Source organism: Sphingomonas sp. (assembly GCF_019635455.1).
GTDB lineage: Bacteria > Pseudomonadota > Alphaproteobacteria > Sphingomonadales > Sphingomonadaceae > Sphingomonas.
Map to the genome: position 1 here is coordinate 55,739 of NZ_JAHBZJ010000004.1, position 17,399 is coordinate 73,137.

Annotated in this window: 12 protein-coding genes and 1 tRNA gene; 5 read left to right on the top strand and 8 right to left on the bottom strand. The window is 64.6% G+C overall.

The window, feature by feature from the left end; genetic code table 11:
- Positions 1-14: 14 nt before the first annotated feature.
- The 5 genes from KF783_RS06750 to ald all read right to left on the bottom strand — a co-directional run bounded on the left by KF783_RS06750 (position 15) and on the right by ald (position 5,864).
- Positions 15-563: a hypothetical protein gene (locus tag KF783_RS06750; protein ID WP_294077655.1), complete on the bottom strand. Its 549-nt coding sequence runs from the start codon at positions 561-563 to the stop codon at positions 15-17.
- A gap of 23 nt (positions 564-586) precedes the next feature.
- A complete protein-coding gene (locus KF783_RS06755) occupies positions 587-1,045 on the bottom strand; it encodes a hypothetical protein (RefSeq protein WP_294077656.1) in 459 nt (152 codons plus the stop codon).
- An 826-nt stretch (positions 1,046-1,871) separates the two neighbouring features.
- Positions 1,872-2,153: an integration host factor subunit beta gene (locus tag KF783_RS06760; protein WP_294077954.1), complete on the bottom strand. Its 282-nt coding sequence runs from the start codon at positions 2,151-2,153 to the stop codon at positions 1,872-1,874.
- Positions 2,154-2,363: 210 nt separating this feature from the next.
- Positions 2,364-4,076 carry a 30S ribosomal protein S1 gene (gene rpsA, locus KF783_RS06765; protein WP_294077658.1) on the bottom strand — a complete coding sequence of 571 codons (1,713 nt, stop codon included), beginning with the start codon at positions 4,074-4,076 and terminating at the stop codon, positions 2,364-2,366.
- Positions 4,077-4,757: 681 nt separating this feature from the next.
- Positions 4,758-5,864 (bottom strand): alanine dehydrogenase, encoded by a 1,107-nt coding sequence (gene ald, locus KF783_RS06770; RefSeq protein ID WP_294077659.1) that lies wholly within the window; start codon positions 5,862-5,864, stop codon positions 4,758-4,760.
- A gap of 138 nt (positions 5,865-6,002) precedes the next feature.
- Here ald and KF783_RS06775 point away from each other — a divergent pair, with 138 nt between their 5' ends.
- The 4 genes from KF783_RS06775 (at position 6,003) to KF783_RS06790 (ending at position 9,190) form a co-directional block, all read left to right on the top strand.
- Positions 6,003-6,470: an Lrp/AsnC family transcriptional regulator gene (locus KF783_RS06775; RefSeq protein WP_294077661.1), complete on the top strand. Its 468-nt coding sequence runs from the start codon at positions 6,003-6,005 to the stop codon at positions 6,468-6,470.
- Between the two features lie 121 nt (positions 6,471-6,591).
- Positions 6,592-8,532, top strand: coding sequence for a potassium transporter Kup (locus KF783_RS06780; protein ID WP_294077662.1), 1,941 nt, complete (start codon positions 6,592-6,594; stop codon positions 8,530-8,532).
- A 5-nt stretch (positions 8,533-8,537) separates the two neighbouring features.
- Positions 8,538-9,059, top strand: coding sequence for a 2'-5' RNA ligase family protein (locus KF783_RS06785; protein WP_294077664.1), 522 nt, complete (start codon positions 8,538-8,540; stop codon positions 9,057-9,059).
- Positions 9,060-9,113: 54 nt separating this feature from the next.
- Positions 9,114-9,190, top strand: a tRNA-Met gene (locus KF783_RS06790).
- A 13-nt stretch (positions 9,191-9,203) separates the two neighbouring features.
- Here KF783_RS06790 and KF783_RS06795 read toward each other — a convergent pair.
- Positions 9,204-9,677 (bottom strand): Lrp/AsnC family transcriptional regulator, encoded by a 474-nt coding sequence (locus KF783_RS06795; RefSeq protein ID WP_294077665.1) that lies wholly within the window; start codon positions 9,675-9,677, stop codon positions 9,204-9,206.
- A gap of 113 nt (positions 9,678-9,790) precedes the next feature.
- On the opposite strand from KF783_RS06795, the gene putA reads away from it, so the two are divergent.
- A complete protein-coding gene (gene putA / locus KF783_RS06800) occupies positions 9,791-13,387 on the top strand; it encodes a trifunctional transcriptional regulator/proline dehydrogenase/L-glutamate gamma-semialdehyde dehydrogenase (RefSeq protein WP_294077666.1) in 3,597 nt (1,198 codons plus the stop codon).
- Between the two features lie 7 nt (positions 13,388-13,394).
- Here putA and KF783_RS06805 read toward each other — a convergent pair whose 3' ends face one another.
- Together KF783_RS06805 and KF783_RS06810 are read right to left on the bottom strand one after the other, a co-directional pair.
- Positions 13,395-14,414, bottom strand: a complete 1,020-nt coding sequence (locus KF783_RS06805) for a phytase (RefSeq protein WP_294077955.1) — start codon at positions 14,412-14,414, stop codon at positions 13,395-13,397.
- A gap of 53 nt (positions 14,415-14,467) precedes the next feature.
- Positions 14,468-17,257: a TonB-dependent receptor gene (locus KF783_RS06810; protein ID WP_294077668.1), complete on the bottom strand. Its 2,790-nt coding sequence runs from the start codon at positions 17,255-17,257 to the stop codon at positions 14,468-14,470.
- Positions 17,258-17,399 lie beyond the last annotated feature (142 nt).

Here is a 17,399-nt window from a genome sequence, read left to right on the forward strand (position 1 = left end):
AATAATTTATAACGTCATTTCATATCATGAATATATGCTGTTCCAGGGGAGTATAGGTCATTATATATCGCCGATTCTACGGAAATTTTGACTATATCATGATTAGTTAAATTATATTTCTGTTTCATAAGCGAATAGGCAGCTCCGAGTGCGTATTTTTCACCAGACCCTCGCGCCCAGAATTTTCCATTTGGTATCGGTCCTAAGCTAAGGCTTTCGTCTATATCCCACAGTTTTCCGCTTCTGTGGGCTAATATGCACCATATTCCATAACTCCAAGTTGGGTCACCACTCTCTTTTATTCCGATATCATAATCAGAAAGTATTTTGCCTATTTCTGTTACAACATCTCTCTCATTTAATAATTGCTTCTTCGCTGATGTTAGTCCGGAACGGCAGACATTTAACGCTAGCATTGACCCCGTGAAGCCGAGTGCCCAGTCTTGGAATAAGACCCATGGCGGAGTTCCATGATCGATGACACTGTCGTTTGCTAATGTGTAACCCGTGTTCGATCCGATCGAAACGTTTCCATTATTTGATAGCGCGGCGATTACAGTCATTCTTTAATCTCCTCCCGCGTCCGCTATGTGCTAATATCTGCGTATTTTACGAACCTTGTATTCATCTGATTCGGCTGCATTATTCCGTCGATCGCCCCTACCTGCGTCCTGCGCCGCAATCCCAGCGCCTCGTAGAGCCTGACGCAGCTATCGGTATAGAGCGCCACCCCGTCTCTGGCACGTGAAATGGCGACGTATGCGGAGGCGGCATCGACAGTGTTGGCGCGAAAGCTCTCCAGATGGGCCATCACGCGGTCGGCGGTCGCGCCCTGGGCGGAGCGGATCGTCCTGACCCATCCGTCCCGCACGTGCCGATCGGCGAGGCGGCTGAGGTCGAGCATCTGCTGTGAGCCGTCGTCTTTCTCGACCAGGACGCTGGCCCCCTGGGGGTCGATGACGCGGACGGTGGCGATGTCGCAGACGGCGACGCGCTGGTGGCGGAATATGACGGGTCGGGCAACATGCTCAAACGCTATGTCCACGGCCCGGCGGAGGGGGTGGACGATCCGCTGGTCGAGTTTACCGGCAGCGGCACGTCGTCCCCACGCTACCTGTTCGCGGACCACCAGGGATCGATCATCGCGATCGCCGACGCACCGGCCCCGGCACCCGCGACCGCAGCTTTGAGCATCGCCCTTTTGAGATCGCCCGGTTGGCGTCGCAGCGCGTCGAAGCGTCGCGATCCTGAGCGCGACGCACCGAAGGGGCAGCCGCTTTCTCTCTGGCCTTCTGATTTCGCGCGGATGAGCGCGACGGCGGCGTGGTGCGGGCGGGGGGACTTGAACCCCCATGGGCATATGCCCGACGGATTTTCATACCAGCTACGGTTTTCACCGCCGCCCGATCGGGCGTTTGTGGTCTGGACTATCCCTTCACCATGGCCGCGTGCGCGGCTTTAGGTGCTGCCCGTCTAGTCTCTACACCTTCCCCGATCGGGGCTTGGCTCGGGATTGCCAGTGAAGGTTTCCCCGAATTTGGGCAGTTCTACGTCCCCGATTTCTCGAAGCGCACTCAATATTTGGCCTAAGTCCGTTGCGTCTACCGATTTCGCCACGCCCGCATGACCAGCCTCTTCCTATCGGCAGTGGGGCGGGGTTGCCAAGAAGGATCGGCGGGACGGCAGAGATCCGGTCGATGACGGGTACGCGGTAGAGGAAGCGCCGGCACTGCGCTGCACCGCGCGGCGATGCCGAAGCGGCGCGCGGGCCGCGACGAAAGTCAAGCATGGCGCCGGGCGCGTGATCTTACTAACCTCGCCGCGATTTGCGCTTGCTGCATTCCGGCGATTCGGGTGCCGTGCCGTGCGGTTCAGCTCATGTTGAGCCGGACGCGCATTTCCTTGCCGGGCTTGAAATAGGGAACGCGCTTCGCCTGCACATCGACGGTTTCGCCGGTGCGCGGATTGCGACCGACACGTGCCTCACGCTCGCGGGTGGAAAAGGCGCCAAAGCCACGCAGTTCGACGCGCCCGTTGGCGACCAGTCGGAACGTGATCTGTTCGAAAAAAGTATCGACGATTTGCTCGATCTCGCGCGCGGACAATTCGGGATTGTCCGTCGATAGCATTTGAACGAGTTCAGACCGGATCATGCCGCTTCCCCACAAGGCGGACGGATATTGGCCCGGCGACGATTGCGCCATGCCGGGCGGGACCGCCATTTCGGACCATATCCTAAGCCCGAATCCTTACCTGCATCAATCGAATCTTGGTGGATTGCTACGTGTTTCGGGACGATGCGGCAGGAAGCGGTTGAAATGATTGGCGGGACGGGCGCCGAAAAACGCCCGTCCCGCGCCCAATCACTTCTTCTCTTCGCGCGCCTTGAGCGCTTCGCCGAGAATATCGCCGAGCGATGCGCCCGAATCGGACGATCCGTACTGGGCGACCGCCTGCTTCTCTTCGGCGATCTGCATCGCCTTGATCGAGAAGGTCGGCTTCTTCGACCGGTCGGTGCCGGTCACCATCGCGTCGAACTTCTGGCCGACCTGGAACCGCTCCGGACGCTGCTCGTCGCGGTCGCGGCCAAGATCGGTGCGCTTGATGAAGCCGGTCGCGCCGTCGTCGCCAACCTGCACTTCCAGGCCCGCATCGCGCACTTCCAGAACGGTGACCGTGACGATCTCGTTCTTGTTCACGCGCGCGGTGCTGCCACCGGCAGCCGGAGTCGGCACGCCGCCGCGCTCAAGCTGCTTCATGCCGAGCGAGATGCGCTCCTTGTCCGGCTCGACCGCCAGGACGACGGCCTTGACCATCTCACCCTTGCGATGCAGCGCCAGCGCGTCCTCGCCAGAGATGCCCCAGGCGATGTCGGACATGTGAACCATGCCATCGACGTCGTTGTCCAGGCCGATGAACAGGCCGAACTCGGTCGCGTTCTTGACCTCGCCCTCGACCTCGGTGCCGACCGGGTGCGCCTCGGCAAAGGCTTCCCACGGATTCTGCTGCGCCTGCTTGAGGCCCAGCGAGATGCGGCGCTTTTCCTGATCGACCTCGAGCACGACGACATCGACTTCCTGCGAGGTCGAGACGATCTTGCCCGGATGGACGTTCTTCTTGGTCCAGCTCATCTCGGAGACGTGGACGAGGCCCTCGATGCCCGGCTCCAGCTCGACGAACGCGCCATATTCGGTGATGTTGGTCACGCGGCCGGTCAGCTTCGCGCCGACCGGATATTTGGCGCCGGCGGCATCCCACGGATCGCTTTCCAGCTGCTTCATGCCCAGGCTGATGCGCTGGGTATCGCGGTTGATGCGGATGATCTGGACGCGGACGGTGTCGCCGATGTTCAGCATCTCGCTGGGATGATTGACCCGCTTGTAGGACAGGTCGGTGACGTGCAGCAGGCCGTCGATGCCGCCCAGATCCACGAACGCGCCGTAATCGGTGATGTTCTTGACGACGCCGTCGATCACCTGGCCCTCGGCCAGGCTCTGGATCAGGCCCGAACGCTGCTCGGCGCGGTTCTCTTCAAGGACGGCGCGGCGCGACACGACGATGTTGCCGCGCTTGCGGTCCATCTTCAGGATCTGGAACGGCTGGGGCAGGTCCATCAGCGGCTGGACGTCGCGCACCGGACGGATATCGACCTGGCTGCCCGGCAGGAACGCCACGGCGCCCGACAGATCGACGGTGAAGCCGCCCTTCACGCGGCCGAAGATCACGCCCTCGACGCGGTTGCCCTGGCTGAATTCGAGTTCCAGCTTGTCCCACGCGGCTTCGCGACGGGCGCGGTCGCGGCTCAGCATCGCCTCGCCATTCGCATTCTCGACGCGGTCGACATAGACCTCGACTTCGTCGCCGACCTTCAGCTCGGCCTTCTGCCCGCCCGCCGCGAATTCGCGCAGCGGCACGCGGCCTTCGCTCTTCAGGCCGACGTCGATGACGGCAAGGTCGTTTTCGATGGCGGTGACGGTGCCGATGACGACGCGGCCTTCAAAGCCGTCTGCCTGACCCAGGGTCTGGTCGAGAAGCGCGGCGAAATCGTCGCGCGTGGGGGTTGCCGAAGTGGCCATATAGGATTCAGTCCTGACTAACGTTTTTCCGGCCGGCTGGTTGGATCCAGCGGTCTTTTCAGCCGAAATGCCGCGGCGGCCGCATGCCGGTCACGGCGTCCGATGGACGGGTGCAGGTGGAGGCCGTTCGCGCTCTTCCAGAAAAGCGAAAATGGCGCGTGAGATCGAATCTCCGCGCCTCCCCTCCGCGAGCACCAGCCCGCTGGACGGGCGGCCCTTAGCGCCGAAGGGGTCAAAAAGCAAGCTGCGGACGCTCAAATGGCGTCAGAGTTTGTCCGTTGCAAACATGCCGATCATCGAGCAGCCTTTATGGATGGGTGTATTTGGGCAGTCCGCAACTTAGCTAATCGCTCTTTTCACGGGGATCGGGTTGCCGTTGGACGCTGCAGCGCGATCAAATGACGCGCAATCGCAGGACCCAGCTTTTGCGGAGTTTGGGACGGTACTTTTGTTTCATGAAAAGTGGGCCGAGGCGCTGGCCTATCATCGTCTGGCGGTACGCCAACTGACGGACCGTTTGGCAGCTTCGTCTCGGCATTCTGCCCTACTTAATGAGCGCAATCGCAAGCGCTCCTACTACCGGATGCTTGTAACGACATTGTGGGTTGTGGCGCCATCGTTGGAATAAGGTGTCCGCCGCCCTTCCGGGGGATGGGTAGGGGGCGGCGGACGGGGGGCGCGTCAGGCTGTCCACGCCTGGAACGGCAGGTTCAGATCGTCGGCGACCGCCTTGAACGCGATCTTGCCCTTGTAGACGTTCAGCCCGTTGGCGAGGTGCGGATCGGCGGCCATCGCGGCTTCCGCGCCCAGGTTCGCGAGCTTCATCACGAAGGGCAGCGTCGCATTGTTGAGCGCGAACGTGCTGGTCCGCGCGACCGCGCCGGGCATGTTCGCCACGCAATAATGGATTACGCCATCGACCTCGTACACCGGATCGTCATGGGTGGTCGCGTGGCTGGTTTCGAAGCAGCCGCCCTGGTCGATCGCGATATCGACCAGCACGCTGCCGCGCTTCATCGTCGCGAGCATCTCACGGGTGACCAGTTTCGGCGCTGCGGCGCCCGGGACCAGCACCGCGCCGATCACGAGATGCGCGTTGCGCACCGCCGCCGCGATCGCCGCCTTGCTGGCATAGGCGGTCTTGATCTGGCTGCCGAAATGCATGTCCAGTTCGGCCAGGCGGCTGTTATTGATGTCGTAGATGGTGACGTCGGCGCGCAGACCGGTCGCCATCTGCGCGGCATTGATGCCGGAGACGCCGCCGCCCAGGATCGCGACGCGCGCCGGCGCCACGCCGGGAACGCCGCCCAGCAGGACGCCGCGGCCGCCCTGTTCCTTTTCCAGATAATGCGCGCCGACCTGAACCGACATCCGGCCCGCGACCTCGCTCATCGGCTTGAGCAGCGGCAGGCTGCGGTCGTTGGCGGTCACCGTTTCATAGGCGATGCAGGTGGCGCCCGATTTCATCAGCCCCTCCGCCTGCGGCTTGTCGGCGGCGAGGTGGAGATAGGTGAACAGCGTGTGGCGCGGCTCCAGCAGCGCGATCTCGCTCGCCTGTGGTTCCTTCACCTTCACGATCATGTCGGATTGCGCGAACACCTCCGCCGCCGTGCCGACGATCCGCGCGCCCGCTTCGACATAGTCGCTGTCTTCGAAATCGATGCCCATGCCGGCGTTCGCCTGAACGATCACCTCATGGCCTGCGGCGGTCAGTTCGCTCACCAGCGGCGGGGTCAGGCCGACGCGATATTCGTGATTCTTGATTTCCTTGGGGACACCGACGCGCATGGCAGCTCTCCGATCCGGTTTCGTCAGCGTGGCATAGCGCGGATCGGCATCGCGAATCTCTGCAAAATCGCTCGCAACATATCGCCCCTTCGCATAATATTGGCAGGTGCTGCTTCAACTTCAGTAGATTTATGCGCGATGGACAGAATCGACACATCCATTCTCAAGATGCTGGCGGAGGATGCGCGCGCGCCGGTCAGCCATGTCGCCGCACAGGTCGGGCTTTCCCAATCGGCCTGTACCCGGCGGATCCAGGCGCTGGAGGCGAGTCGGCATATCCAGGGCTATGGTGTCCGGCTGGGCCATCGCCGGTTGGGGTTTCGCGTGACGGCGCTCGTCGATATCACCCTCGGCACGCAGGTGGAGGAGGATCTCGCCGCCTTCGAGCGCGCGGTCGCGCAGATCGACGGCATCGTCGAATGCGCGCTGGTTTCGGGTGGCCAGGACTATCGGCTCAAGCTGCTCTGCCGCGACCTCGACGACTATGAACGGCTTCACCGCGAACATCTCGGCCGGCTGCCGGGCGTGGTGAAGATCAGTTCGAGCTTCGTACTGCGATCGATTCCGACGCGTAGCGAGGCGGATGCACTGTTCCAGCCGCGATAGGAGCGCCGGGCCTGTGTTGCGGGCCGATGTTGCGCGTGCTAACGGCGCGCCTGTTTCAACGGACAGGCAGCTGGTCTGACATGACCTCATCCCCACTCGCCACGGCCCGCAAAGCGTTCCCGTGAGCGAGACAAACGGAAGCCCGGCGCCGGCGGCCGATTCGACCCCCGACCTCGAACATGGACACGGGCATGGCGCCCATGGTCACCCGCAGGCGGTGTGGAAGCTGGCCGTCGGGGCGATCGGCATCGTGTTCGGCGATATCGGCACCAGCCCGCTCTACGCGTTCCGCGAAACCTTTGCCGGCCATCACCCCCTCGCGCTGGACCAGGCGCACATCATGGGCGTCATCAGCCTGATGTTCTGGTCGATGATGATCGTCGTGACGTTCAAATATGTCACCATCATCATGCGCGCGGACAATAAGGGGGAGGGCGGCAGCCTGGCCCTGCTCGCGCTGATCAACAGCCAGAGCGGGAAAAAGAAATGGACCGCGGGGATCGTCATTCTCGGCGTGTTCGCGACCGCGCTCTTCTATGGCGATTCGATGATCACGCCGGCGGTGTCGGTGCTGTCGGCGGTCGAGGGTATCGCGGTGGCTGCGCCCGGTTTCTCGGGCTGGATCCTGCCGATCGCGGTGGCGATCCTGGTCTTCCTCTTTTCGATCCAGCGGACCGGAACGGCAAAGGTCGGCGCGTTTTTCGGGCCGATCATGCTCACCTATTTCGCGACGATCGCGACGCTCGGCACGCTCAGCGTCATCAAGTCGCCCGAAGTGCTCTGGGCGCTGCTGCCCGTCCATGCGGTCAATTTCTTCCTGATCGATCCGCTCGCCGCCTTTCTGGCGCTCGGCGCGGTGGTGCTGGCGGTGACCGGGGCGGAGGCGCTGTATGCTGATATGGGGCATTTCGGCCGCAAGCCGATCCGGGTGTCCTGGCTGTGGTTCGTGCTGCCCGCGCTGATGCTCAATTACATGGGGCAGGGCGGGCTGCTGATGCGCGACGCGACGGCGCTGGAAAGCCCGTTCTACATGCTTGCGCCGGAATATCTGCGACTGCCGCTGGTCGGCATCGCGACCCTGGCGGCGATCATCGCCTCACAGGCGGTGATTACCGGCGCATTCTCGGTCACCCAGCAGGGGATCCAGCTCGGCTTCATCCCGCGCCTGCGTATCACCCATACCAGCGCGGCGACGGCGGGGCAGATCTACATTCCGCTGATCAACTGGGCGCTGATGACCGCGATCATCCTGCTGGTGCTCAGCTTCCGTACCTCGTCGAACCTGACCGCGGCCTATGGCATCGCGGTGACCGGCGCGATGCTGATCGACAACTGCCTGTTGGCGGTGGTGCTGTTCAGCCTGTGGAAGTGGAAGAAGCGGTATGCGATCCCGCTCCTGGCGCTCTTCTTCACCGTCGATCTGGCCTATTTCACCGCCAACCTGACCAAGATTCCCTATGGCGGCTGGTTCCCCCTGCTGGTCGGCATCGTGATCTTCACGCTGCTCACCACCTGGGCCAAGGGGCGTCGCCTGATGGTCGAGCGGATGCGCGAGGCGGCGATGCCGATCAAGGTGTTCATTCAGTCCGCCGCCGTCTCGGCCACACGGGTGCGTGGCACCGCGGTCTTCATGACCTCCTCGCCCGACGGGGTTCCGCACGCGCTGCTCCACAATCTCAAGCACAACAAGGTGCTGCACGAACGCGTCATCCTGCTGACGGTGAAGATCGCCGACCAGCCATTCGTCGCCGAGAAGGATCGCGTCCGCAACGAGGATCTGGGCGAGGGATTCCATCGCATGCTGCTCTATTACGGGTTCATGCAGGAAGCGGACGTCCCGGGCGCGCTCAAACGCGCCGGCAAATGCGGCGGCAAGTTCGACATGATGGACACCAGCTTCTTCCTGTCGCGCCAGACGCTGTTGCCCTCGGAGCGGCCGGGGATGCGGATCTGGCGCGAGAAGCTGTTCGCATGGATGCTGCGCAACGCCGAAAGCGCGATGGAGTTCTTTCGCCTGCCCACCAACCGCGTTGTCGAACTGGGCAGCCAGGTCGAGATTTGAGGGCGGTGCCGCCCGCGCCGGCGAACCTTGCCCCGATCATCGTCTCCGCCCTGTTCGGGCGGCGGGATCAGGCCACGTTCGACGCGCTGCGGCGCGCGCATTTCCCGCCCGAGCGCAATGTCCTGTCGGCGCATCTGACCCTGTTTCATCACCTCCCGCCCTCGGTGGAGGATGAGTTGAAGCATCGCCTGAACACCGCCACGCGCGGCGTCCGCGCGCCGACGGCGCGGGCGGCGGGCCTCATGTCGCTGGGCCGGGGCGTGGCGGTGAAGATCGACTCGCCCGGCCTGACCGCGATCCGCCGCGACCTGTGCGAGGCGTTTGCAGGGATGTTGACGCCACAGGATGCCGGCGGCTGGCGTCCGCACGTCACGATCCAGAACAAGGTCGCGCCGTCGATGGCGAAGCTGTTGCTTGCCGCCCTGTCAAAGGAATTCCGCCCGCACGCGGTCGAGATCGCGGGCCTGGGCCTGTGGTGGTATCGCGACGGTCCCTGGGAGCCGGTGTCGCGCCACATGTTCGCTTGACCCGCTTTCAAACCCCACTTATGTGCGCCGCTCGCCCGCAGGGCGCCTTGATATGGCCGAGTAGCTCAGTTGGTTAGAGCAGCGGAATCATAATCCGCGTGTCGGGGGTTCAAGTCCCTCCTCGGCTACCATCATACCCCCCGGTCACCCCACCGCGTCGCGAATCGTTTCCATCGCGACGAAGGTCGATGTGCTGGCGACATGCGGCAGGCTGGAAATCCGCTCGCCCAGCACCTCGCGATAGCGGCGGATGTCGGCCGTGCGCACCTTCAACAGATAGTCGAAGCTGCTGGCGATCATGTGACATTCCTCGACCTCGGGAATTTTCAGCACGGCGGCGCGGAACGCCTCCAGCGCCGCCTCCCGCGTGTCCGACAGCTTGACCTCGGCAAAGGCGACATGGTCGAGGCCGAGGCGCACCGGATCGACGATCGCGCGAAAGCCACGGATCGTGCCATCGGCGATCATCCGCTTCAGCCGCACCTGGCACGGCGTCTTCGACAGGCCGACCCGCGCGGCGAGATCGGTGATCGAGATGCGGCCATCCTGCCGCAGGATCTGGACGATCTTGCGGTCGAACGGGTCAAGATCACTGTGATCGAGCGTATGAACGCGCATTTTGACCTGTTAACTCGTGAAATTCAGGAAATTCGATACTCTGGATGCATTCGAAAAGTCAAAATGATCAATCGAACGATGCTATCGTGCTCCCATTCTCGTCCGGAGCCGCCATGACCGACTATTTCGACCGCTTTGCCCCGCCGATCCGTCCCGCGACGCCGCTGCGCGCCGCGATCACGGCGGCCTATCGCCGGCCGGAACCGGACTGCGTCGCGCCGCTGGTCGAGCAGGCGGACCTGCCCGCCGGGACGCGCGACGCGGCCAGGGCCACCGCGACGGCGCTCATCACCGCGCTGCGCGCCAAGCACAAGGGGACCGGGGTCGAGGGGCTGGTTCAGGAATATGCGCTGTCCAGCCAGGAGGGCGTCGCGCTGATGTGCCTTGCCGAGGCGCTGTTGCGCATTCCCGATCATGCGACGCGCGACGCGCTGATCCGCGACAAGATTTCCGAAGGCGACTGGAAGGCGCATCTGGGCGACGGACGCTCGCTGTTCGTCAATGCCGCGACCTGGGGGCTGGTGGTCACCGGCCGCCTGACCGCCAGCGTCAACGATGCGGGGCTGGCGGCGGCGCTCACCCGCCTGATCGCGCGCGCGGGCGAGCCGGTGATCCGCCGCGGCGTCGATATGGCGATGCGGATGATGGGCGAACAGTTCGTCACCGGAGAGACGATCGCCGAAGCGTTGAAGCGCGCGCGCCCGCTGGAGGCGCGCGGCTTCCGCTACAGCTATGACATGCTGGGCGAGGCGGCGACGACGATGGCCGACGCCGACCGCTATTATCGCGATTACGAACAGGCCGTCCACGCGATCGGCAAGGCATCGGCAGGTCGCGGCGTAGTGGCGGGACCCGGCATTTCGATCAAGCTGTCGGCGCTGCATCCGCGCTATGCGCGGGCGCAGGCCGAGCGGGTGATGGGCGAGTTGCTGCCACGCGTGAAGGCGCTGGCCGAACTGGCGAAGGACTATGATATCGGCCTGAACATCGATGCCGAGGAGGCCGACCGGCTCGAACTGTCGCTCGACCTGCTCGAAGCGCTGGCGCTCGATCCCGACCTTGCGGGGTGGGACGGCCTGGGCTTCGTGGTACAGGCCTATGGCAAGCGCTGCCCGTTCGTCATCGACTGGATCGTCGATCTGGCGCGGCGGGCGGGCCGGCGGATCATGGTCCGGCTGGTCAAGGGCGCCTATTGGGATGCGGAGATCAAGCGTGCGCAGGTCGATGGGCTGGCCGACTTTCCCGTCTATACGCGCAAGATCCACACCGATGTCGCCTATGTCGCGTGTGCGCGAAAGCTGCTGGCTGCCCGCGCGGAGATCTTCCCGCAATTCGCCACGCACAATGCACAGACGCTCGCGACGATCTATCAGCTCGCCGGACCGGACTTTGCCGAGGGCGATTATGAATTCCAGTGCCTGCACGGCATGGGCGAGCCGCTCTATGACGAGGTGGTGGGCGCGGCGAAGCTGAACCGTCCGTGCCGCATCTATGCGCCGGTGGGAACGCATGAAACGCTGCTCGCCTATCTGGTCCGCCGCCTGCTGGAAAATGGCGCGAACTCCTCCTTTGTCAATCGCATCGCCGATCCTGAGGTCTCGATCGCCGAACTGGTCACGGACCCGGTGGAGGTTGTGCGCGCGATGGATGCGCCAGGGGCTAGGCATCCGCTGATCGCGCTGCCGCGGGACCTGTATGGCGCGCGCCGCAATTCGGACGGGCTGGACCTGTCCGATGAGGCGGCCCTGGCCAGCCTCAGCGACGCGCTGCGCACCAGCACCGAATTCGGCTGGTCCGCGATGATCGCCGCGCAGGGCGTCGCGCGGCCGGTGGTCAACCCCGCCGATCGCCGCGACATCGTCGGCACGGTGATCGAGGCGACGCCGGAGGCGGCGCGCGAATGCGCGGGGATCGCCGCGACCGCCGGCGCGGACTGGGCGGCGACGCCGGTGGTTGATCGTGCGGCGTGTCTGGAGCGCGCGGCCGACCGGTTGCAGGCGCAGATGCCGGTGCTGATGGGGCTCATCATGCGCGAAGCCGGCAAGTCGGCGCCCAATGCGATCGCTGAGGTGCGGGAGGCGATCGATTTCCTGCGCTATTACGCGCAACAGGCGCGCGCGACGCTGGGCCTCGCCCATGCGCCGCTGGGGCCGGTGGTGTGCATCAGCCCGTGGAATTTCCCGCTGGCGATCTTCATCGGGCAGGTCGCGGCGGCGCTGGTGGCCGGAAATCCGGTGCTCGCCAAACCGGCCGAGGAAACCCCGTTGATCGCTGCGCAGGCGGTCGCGATCCTGCATGAATGCGGGATTCCGGCCCCGGCGCTTCAGCTGGTTCCGGGCGACGGGCGGATCGGCGCGGCGCTCGTCTCCGCGCCGGAAACGCAGGGGGTGATGTTCACCGGATCGACCGAGGTCGCGCGGATCATCCAGAAGGAACTCGCCGGCCGACTGGCGGCCGACGGCGCGCCGATCCCGTTCATCGCCGAAACCGGCGGACAGAATGCGATGATCGTCGACAGTTCGGCGCTCGCCGAACAGGTCGTGGCCGACGTCATCGCCTCGGCCTTCGACAGCGCGGGGCAACGCTGCTCCGCGCTGCGCATCCTGTGCCTTCAGGACGATGTCGCCGATCGCATCCTGGCGATGCTGAAGGGTGCGCTGCATCAATTGTCGATCGGGCGCACCGACCGGCTTTCGGTCGATATCGGCCCGGTCATCTCGGCCGAGGCGAAGGCGAATATCGACCGGCATATCGACCGGATGCGCGGCATGGGCCGATCGGTGGAGCAGATCGAACTGGCGGGGGAGACCGCGCAGGGAACCTTCGTCCCGCCGACGATCATCGAACTGGACAGCATCGCCGATCTGGAGCGGGAGGTGTTCGGCCCGGTGCTCCATGTCGTGCGCTATCGCCGTCGCGATCTGGACCGCGTGATCGATGCGATCAACGCCACCGGCTATGGCCTGACCTTCGGCCTCCACACCCGGCTCGACGAGACGGTGGAGCATGTGACCCAGCGGATCGAGGCGGGTAACCTCTACATCAATCGCAACATCATCGGCGCGGTGGTGGGGGTTCAGCCCTTTGGCGGGCGCGGCCTTTCGGGAACCGGGCCAAAGGCGGGAGGGCCGCTCTATCTGGGCCGGCTGGTCACGGCGCCGACGACCCCCGCCGGCATTGCGTCGGCGGCGGCGGACCCGGCGCTGCGCGACTTTGCGCTATGGCTGGGCGATCGCGCCGAGCCGGCGCGTGCGGCGGGGGAGGCCTCGCTGTTGGGCGCGGCGGTCGAACTGCCGGGGCCGGTGGGCGAGCGCAACCTCTATACGCTGCATCCGCGCGGCCGCATCCTGCTGTTTCCACACGACGCGCGCGCGTTTCTGGATCAGGTCGCCGCCGTTCTCGCCACCGGCAACCATGCGGTGGTGGCGAGCGGGGATTTCGGCCGTACGCTGACCGGAGTGTCCGATCGCGTCGCGAGCCGGATCGCGTTTCCGGCCGATTGGCGCAACGCCGGCCCCTATGCCGGGGCGATCATCGCCGGAGACGATGACGCGCGGCTGGCCGCACTGGCCGGGATCGCCGCGCTGCCCGGCCCGATCGTGCTGGCGCAGGCCGGCACGCCCCGGCTCGACTGGCTGGTCGAGGAAGTCTCGACCTCGATCAACACCACCGCCGCAGGCGGCAATGCCAGCCTGATGGCGATGGCGTGAATCGCGGCTATCGGATCCCCAGCACCGCCTTGATGTCGTCCCAGGCGGCATATTTGAAATTCTGGGCCTTGGGCGGATTATAGCCGTCCTGCGCGACGAAGAGACCGCCGGGATAATCCGGACCGAAATCACCGGTCAGGATTTCGATGCCGTCGGTCTCTTCGGTCGCCCCGACCTTGCCCGGCGCGATGCGGAAACGCCCGACATAGGCGTCGTCCGACAGGCGATAGACGACATAGGCGTTGTCGCCCTGGCTCGACGCGATCAGGTAGCCGCCATCCGCCGCGCCCTCCGCTGCGATCGCCAGACCCTCGGCGTCGGCGACCAGCCGTTCGCCGTCCACCGCGGCAATGCGAACCGGCGTCGTGCCGCCATCGGCGCGCGCGTCGAACCGCCACAGACCGGCATCTTCTTCCGCCACGTACAGGCGGGCGGTGCGATCATCGACCACGCACCCCTCGGACTGGGTGGCGAGCTTCATGCTGCGCACCAGGCGCCCGGTCGGGGTGGCGCCGCTGAGGTCGAGGTCGATCTGGCGCACCGTTCCGTCCTTGATGACGTTGAACGCGCTCAGCCGGTCGCCGCTGCGGTACAGGCAGATGCCATAGGCTTCACCGGCGCCGGCCGGGACGATCCCGATCGGCGTCAGCCTGGCCGATGCCGTGTCGAGCCGGAACAGCGCGATCTTTGCCTGTTTGCGGTCGTTGCGATCGCTCGCCGCGACGATGACGCCCGCCGGCCCCATGTCGCGGATATCGACATTGTTGACCTGTCCGGCGTCGATGAAGAACAGATCCTTGCCGGTCAGGTCATAGACGTGAAGCCCCGCCTTCTTGTCGGTGCCGACGATCAGGCTGGCCGTCGGATCGGCCGGATTGCGCCAGATCGCCGGGTCGTCCGCCGCATCGGCATTGGCGGTGCCGACCGCGTCGGTCTCACCCCGCGCCGCGACATTGACGGCGGGCGTGGTGGGCGGGGCGGGAGCCGTGATCGCGGTGGTGGCGCACCCCGCCGCCGCAAGCGGCAGCAGGGTGAGGGCAAGCGAAAATCGGATGTTCACGATACTGTACCTTTGCTGGATCAGAAATTGGCGCTGACGCCGAACTTCGCGGTCCAGCTGTACTTTTCGTACTGGAGCAGGCGCTTGGCGCCCTCATAGTTCTGATAGGCGAAATAGGGCGCGTCGGTGACGTTGATCCAGTCCGCGAAAATCCGGACCCCCTTCGTCACCTTCACCTTCGCCGACAGGTCGAGCTGGAAGCGCTGATCGGCATAGCGGTCCTGATCCGCGCCATTGCCGATCTCTTCCAGAAACTTGCTGCGATAGGTGCCTGCCGCGCGCAGCGACAGCGGTCCCTTTTCATATCCCAGCACGACGTTGAACGTATGCTTCGACGCGGCGGGCAGGGGGATGCGCCGCGGATCGGTCGGATCGCCGTCGTTCAGGATGGTGCCGGTGGCGTCGGTAAAGGTGTAGTTGAGGTTGAGCAGCAGCCCGTCGAGCGGCCCCGGCAGGAAGGTGAAGCGCTGCGCATAGGACAGCTCGACCCCCTTTACATGCGCGGTGTCGCCGTTCCGGAACGTATCCGCCTCATCATAGGGAACGCCGTAAATGGTGCCGGGCGTGTCGGTGTGGACGGTGGTGATGAAGTCCCGGATCGATTTCCAGAACAGCCCTGCGGTCAGCGCCGAACTGTTGGAAAAATACCATTCGGCCGACGCGTCGAGGTTCCACGCGCGATAGGGCTTGAGCGCGGGGTTGCCGAACTCCGCCTCGTCATCCTCGTTCACCAGCGAGCGCTGGGCGAGGTTCGACAGCTTCGGGCGGACCAGGCTCTTATAGCCGGCAAGGCGCAGCACCACATTGCGTTGCGGCTCGAACCGCAGCGTCGCGCTGGGCAGCCAATCGGTGTAGCTGCGGGTGGTGCGGTTGGGGACCACAGTCACGGTGGTGCCGTCGGTCGAGGTGGTGAAGGCGCGAATATCGTTATAGGTCCGCTCGACGCGCAGACCCCCGATCACGCGGACACGGTCGCTGTCGTAACGGCCGAGCAGATAGCCGGCCAGCACGTCCTCATCGATCGCATAGTCGGACGCCGCCGAATTGAGCTGCGTATCGACGGTGTTGACGCGGAAGTTCGCCGCATTGGCGCGATAGAAATCGCTGGGCGCGGTGTGGCCCGCGACCGGACCCATGTCGAGGATGCGATAGGTTTGCGTGCCGAGCACGTCGGCCAGCGTGTAGCTGCCCGCATTGTAGCGGTCGTAAACGATCGTGTCGAAATTGTAGGACTTGGTCCGCCAGCGCGATTTGACGCCGCCCTGCACGGTGAAGGTGCCGCTATCCAGCGCGAATTCGCGCGAAACGTCGGCGCGCGCGGTCCATTCCTTGTCCAGCGAGTCCGACAGGTCGGTCAATTCCAGCTCGTTGAAGGCATAGGTCGCGGGATTGTTGAACAGCGCCGTGTTGCCCGAAACGCTGAACAGCGGGCGCCGCAGGTCGGAATAGTCGAAATTGACCAGCACCGCGTTCGCACCGCTACCGGTGAACCGGGCGCGGAAGCGGGTGGGATCGACGGAGCCGTCCTCCAGCTCGCTCGCCTCCGAATAGGCGCCCGAATAGGTCAGTTTCCACGGACCGGTTTCGGTGATGCCGCCGGCGGTGACCGACTTGATCTTCTGTTTTTCGAACCGGTCCTTCATGCGCCGGCGGACCTCGATCCGGCCGTCTGCACTCGAAAAGAGCGCGGAGCTGGCGCTGCCCGAACGCGGCGCGGCGCTCATGATGAAGGTGTCGTCGGCGCGATATTCCTGGTCGGAGAACACGCTGTAGATGCCACGGGCATAGAGCTTCGTGGTGTTGGACGCGCGCCAGTCGAGATTGAGCGATCCGCCGATCCGCTCACGCGTCACGTCATAATCGCGATACTGGACCTCTTCGGCATAGACGATGCCGGCGCTCTTCGCCCAGTCGCTCGCTTCGATATTGTCCGTCTCGAACTTGCGGCGATAATAGCTGAGGCCGCCGGCGATGCCGAAATCGTCACCGATCTTGGTCGAGAAGTCCAGGCTGGCCTTGGGGGTCAGCGCATCCGCATATTTATTGTAGCTGCCCTCGACCTTGATCCCCAGCAGGTCCTTTTTCCGGTCGAACGCGCTGGTGGTGTTGATCTCGATCGACGCGCCGATCGTGTCGGCGTCCATGTCGGGGGTCAGCGATTTCTTGACCTCGATCGATTCGATCAGCTCGGCAGGGACCACGTCGAGCGCGACCGAGCGGACGTCGGATTCCGGCGCGGGAACGCGCGCGCCGTTGATCGATGCCGCGTTGAGTTCGGGATCGAGTCCGCGCACGGAAACGAACCGCCCCTCGCCCTGATCGTCGACGATGTTGATGCCGGGAACGCGGCGCAGCGATTCGGCGACATTCTGGTCGGGAAATTGTCCGACCGCGTCGCGGGTCAGCACGTTTTCGACCCCGTCGGCGGCGCGCTGACGCGAGAGCGCGCTGGACAGGCTGGCCGACTGGCCGATGACGATGATCGCATCCTTGCCGCCCAGCACCAGATCGGCGGTGGCGACGGCCTGATCGGCGACGGTGATCCGGGTCCGCACCGGTTCCGCGCCGATATAGCTGGCCTCGATCGTGTAGGTGCCGGCGGGGACATCGGCGAAGCGGTAGCTGCCGTCGCGCGCCGCTTCGGTGACGCGGTCGAGCTCGACGATGCGGATCTGCGCGCCCTGGAGCGCGCGGACGCCCTGGCCGTCGGTCACCGTTCCGGTGACCTCGCTCGCAAATGCGATGCCCGGCGCGAGCAGCGCGGCGACAAGACTGGCGGTACGCAAAAGCGTGGCACGGCGACGATGCATGATATTCCCCCGATGTGGATGTGAGCCCGGTTTGCGAGTCTCGATGTGTCCAGGGGGCGACTAGGTAGCCGGGATGTCAGTCCGATGTCGTTTCGGTGACGGCGTTGTTTCGGGAGCGTTACGGGGATGTGACATGCGTCGC

Excerpts from the sequence above, each read along its gene's own strand:
- KF783_RS06810 (WP_294077668.1), bottom strand. The coding sequence starts at position 17,257 with ATGCATCGTCGCCGTGCCACGCTTTTGCGTACCGCCAGTCTTGTCGCC.
- putA (WP_294077666.1), top strand. The coding sequence starts at position 9,791 with ATGACCGACTATTTCGACCGCTTTGCCCCGCCGATCCGTCCCGCGACG.
- KF783_RS06795 (WP_294077665.1), bottom strand. The coding sequence starts at position 9,677 with ATGCGCGTTCATACGCTCGATCACAGTGATCTTGACCCGTTCGACCGC.
- ald (WP_294077659.1), bottom strand. The coding sequence starts at position 5,864 with ATGCGCGTCGGTGTCCCCAAGGAAATCAAGAATCACGAATATCGCGTC.
- KF783_RS06760 (WP_294077954.1), bottom strand. The coding sequence starts at position 2,153 with ATGATCCGGTCTGAACTCGTTCAAATGCTATCGACGGACAATCCCGAA.
- KF783_RS06775 (WP_294077661.1), top strand. The coding sequence starts at position 6,003 with ATGGACAGAATCGACACATCCATTCTCAAGATGCTGGCGGAGGATGCG.
- rpsA (WP_294077658.1), bottom strand. The coding sequence starts at position 4,076 with ATGGCCACTTCGGCAACCCCCACGCGCGACGATTTCGCCGCGCTTCTC.
- KF783_RS06750 (WP_294077655.1), bottom strand. The coding sequence starts at position 563 with ATGACTGTAATCGCCGCGCTATCAAATAATGGAAACGTTTCGATCGGA.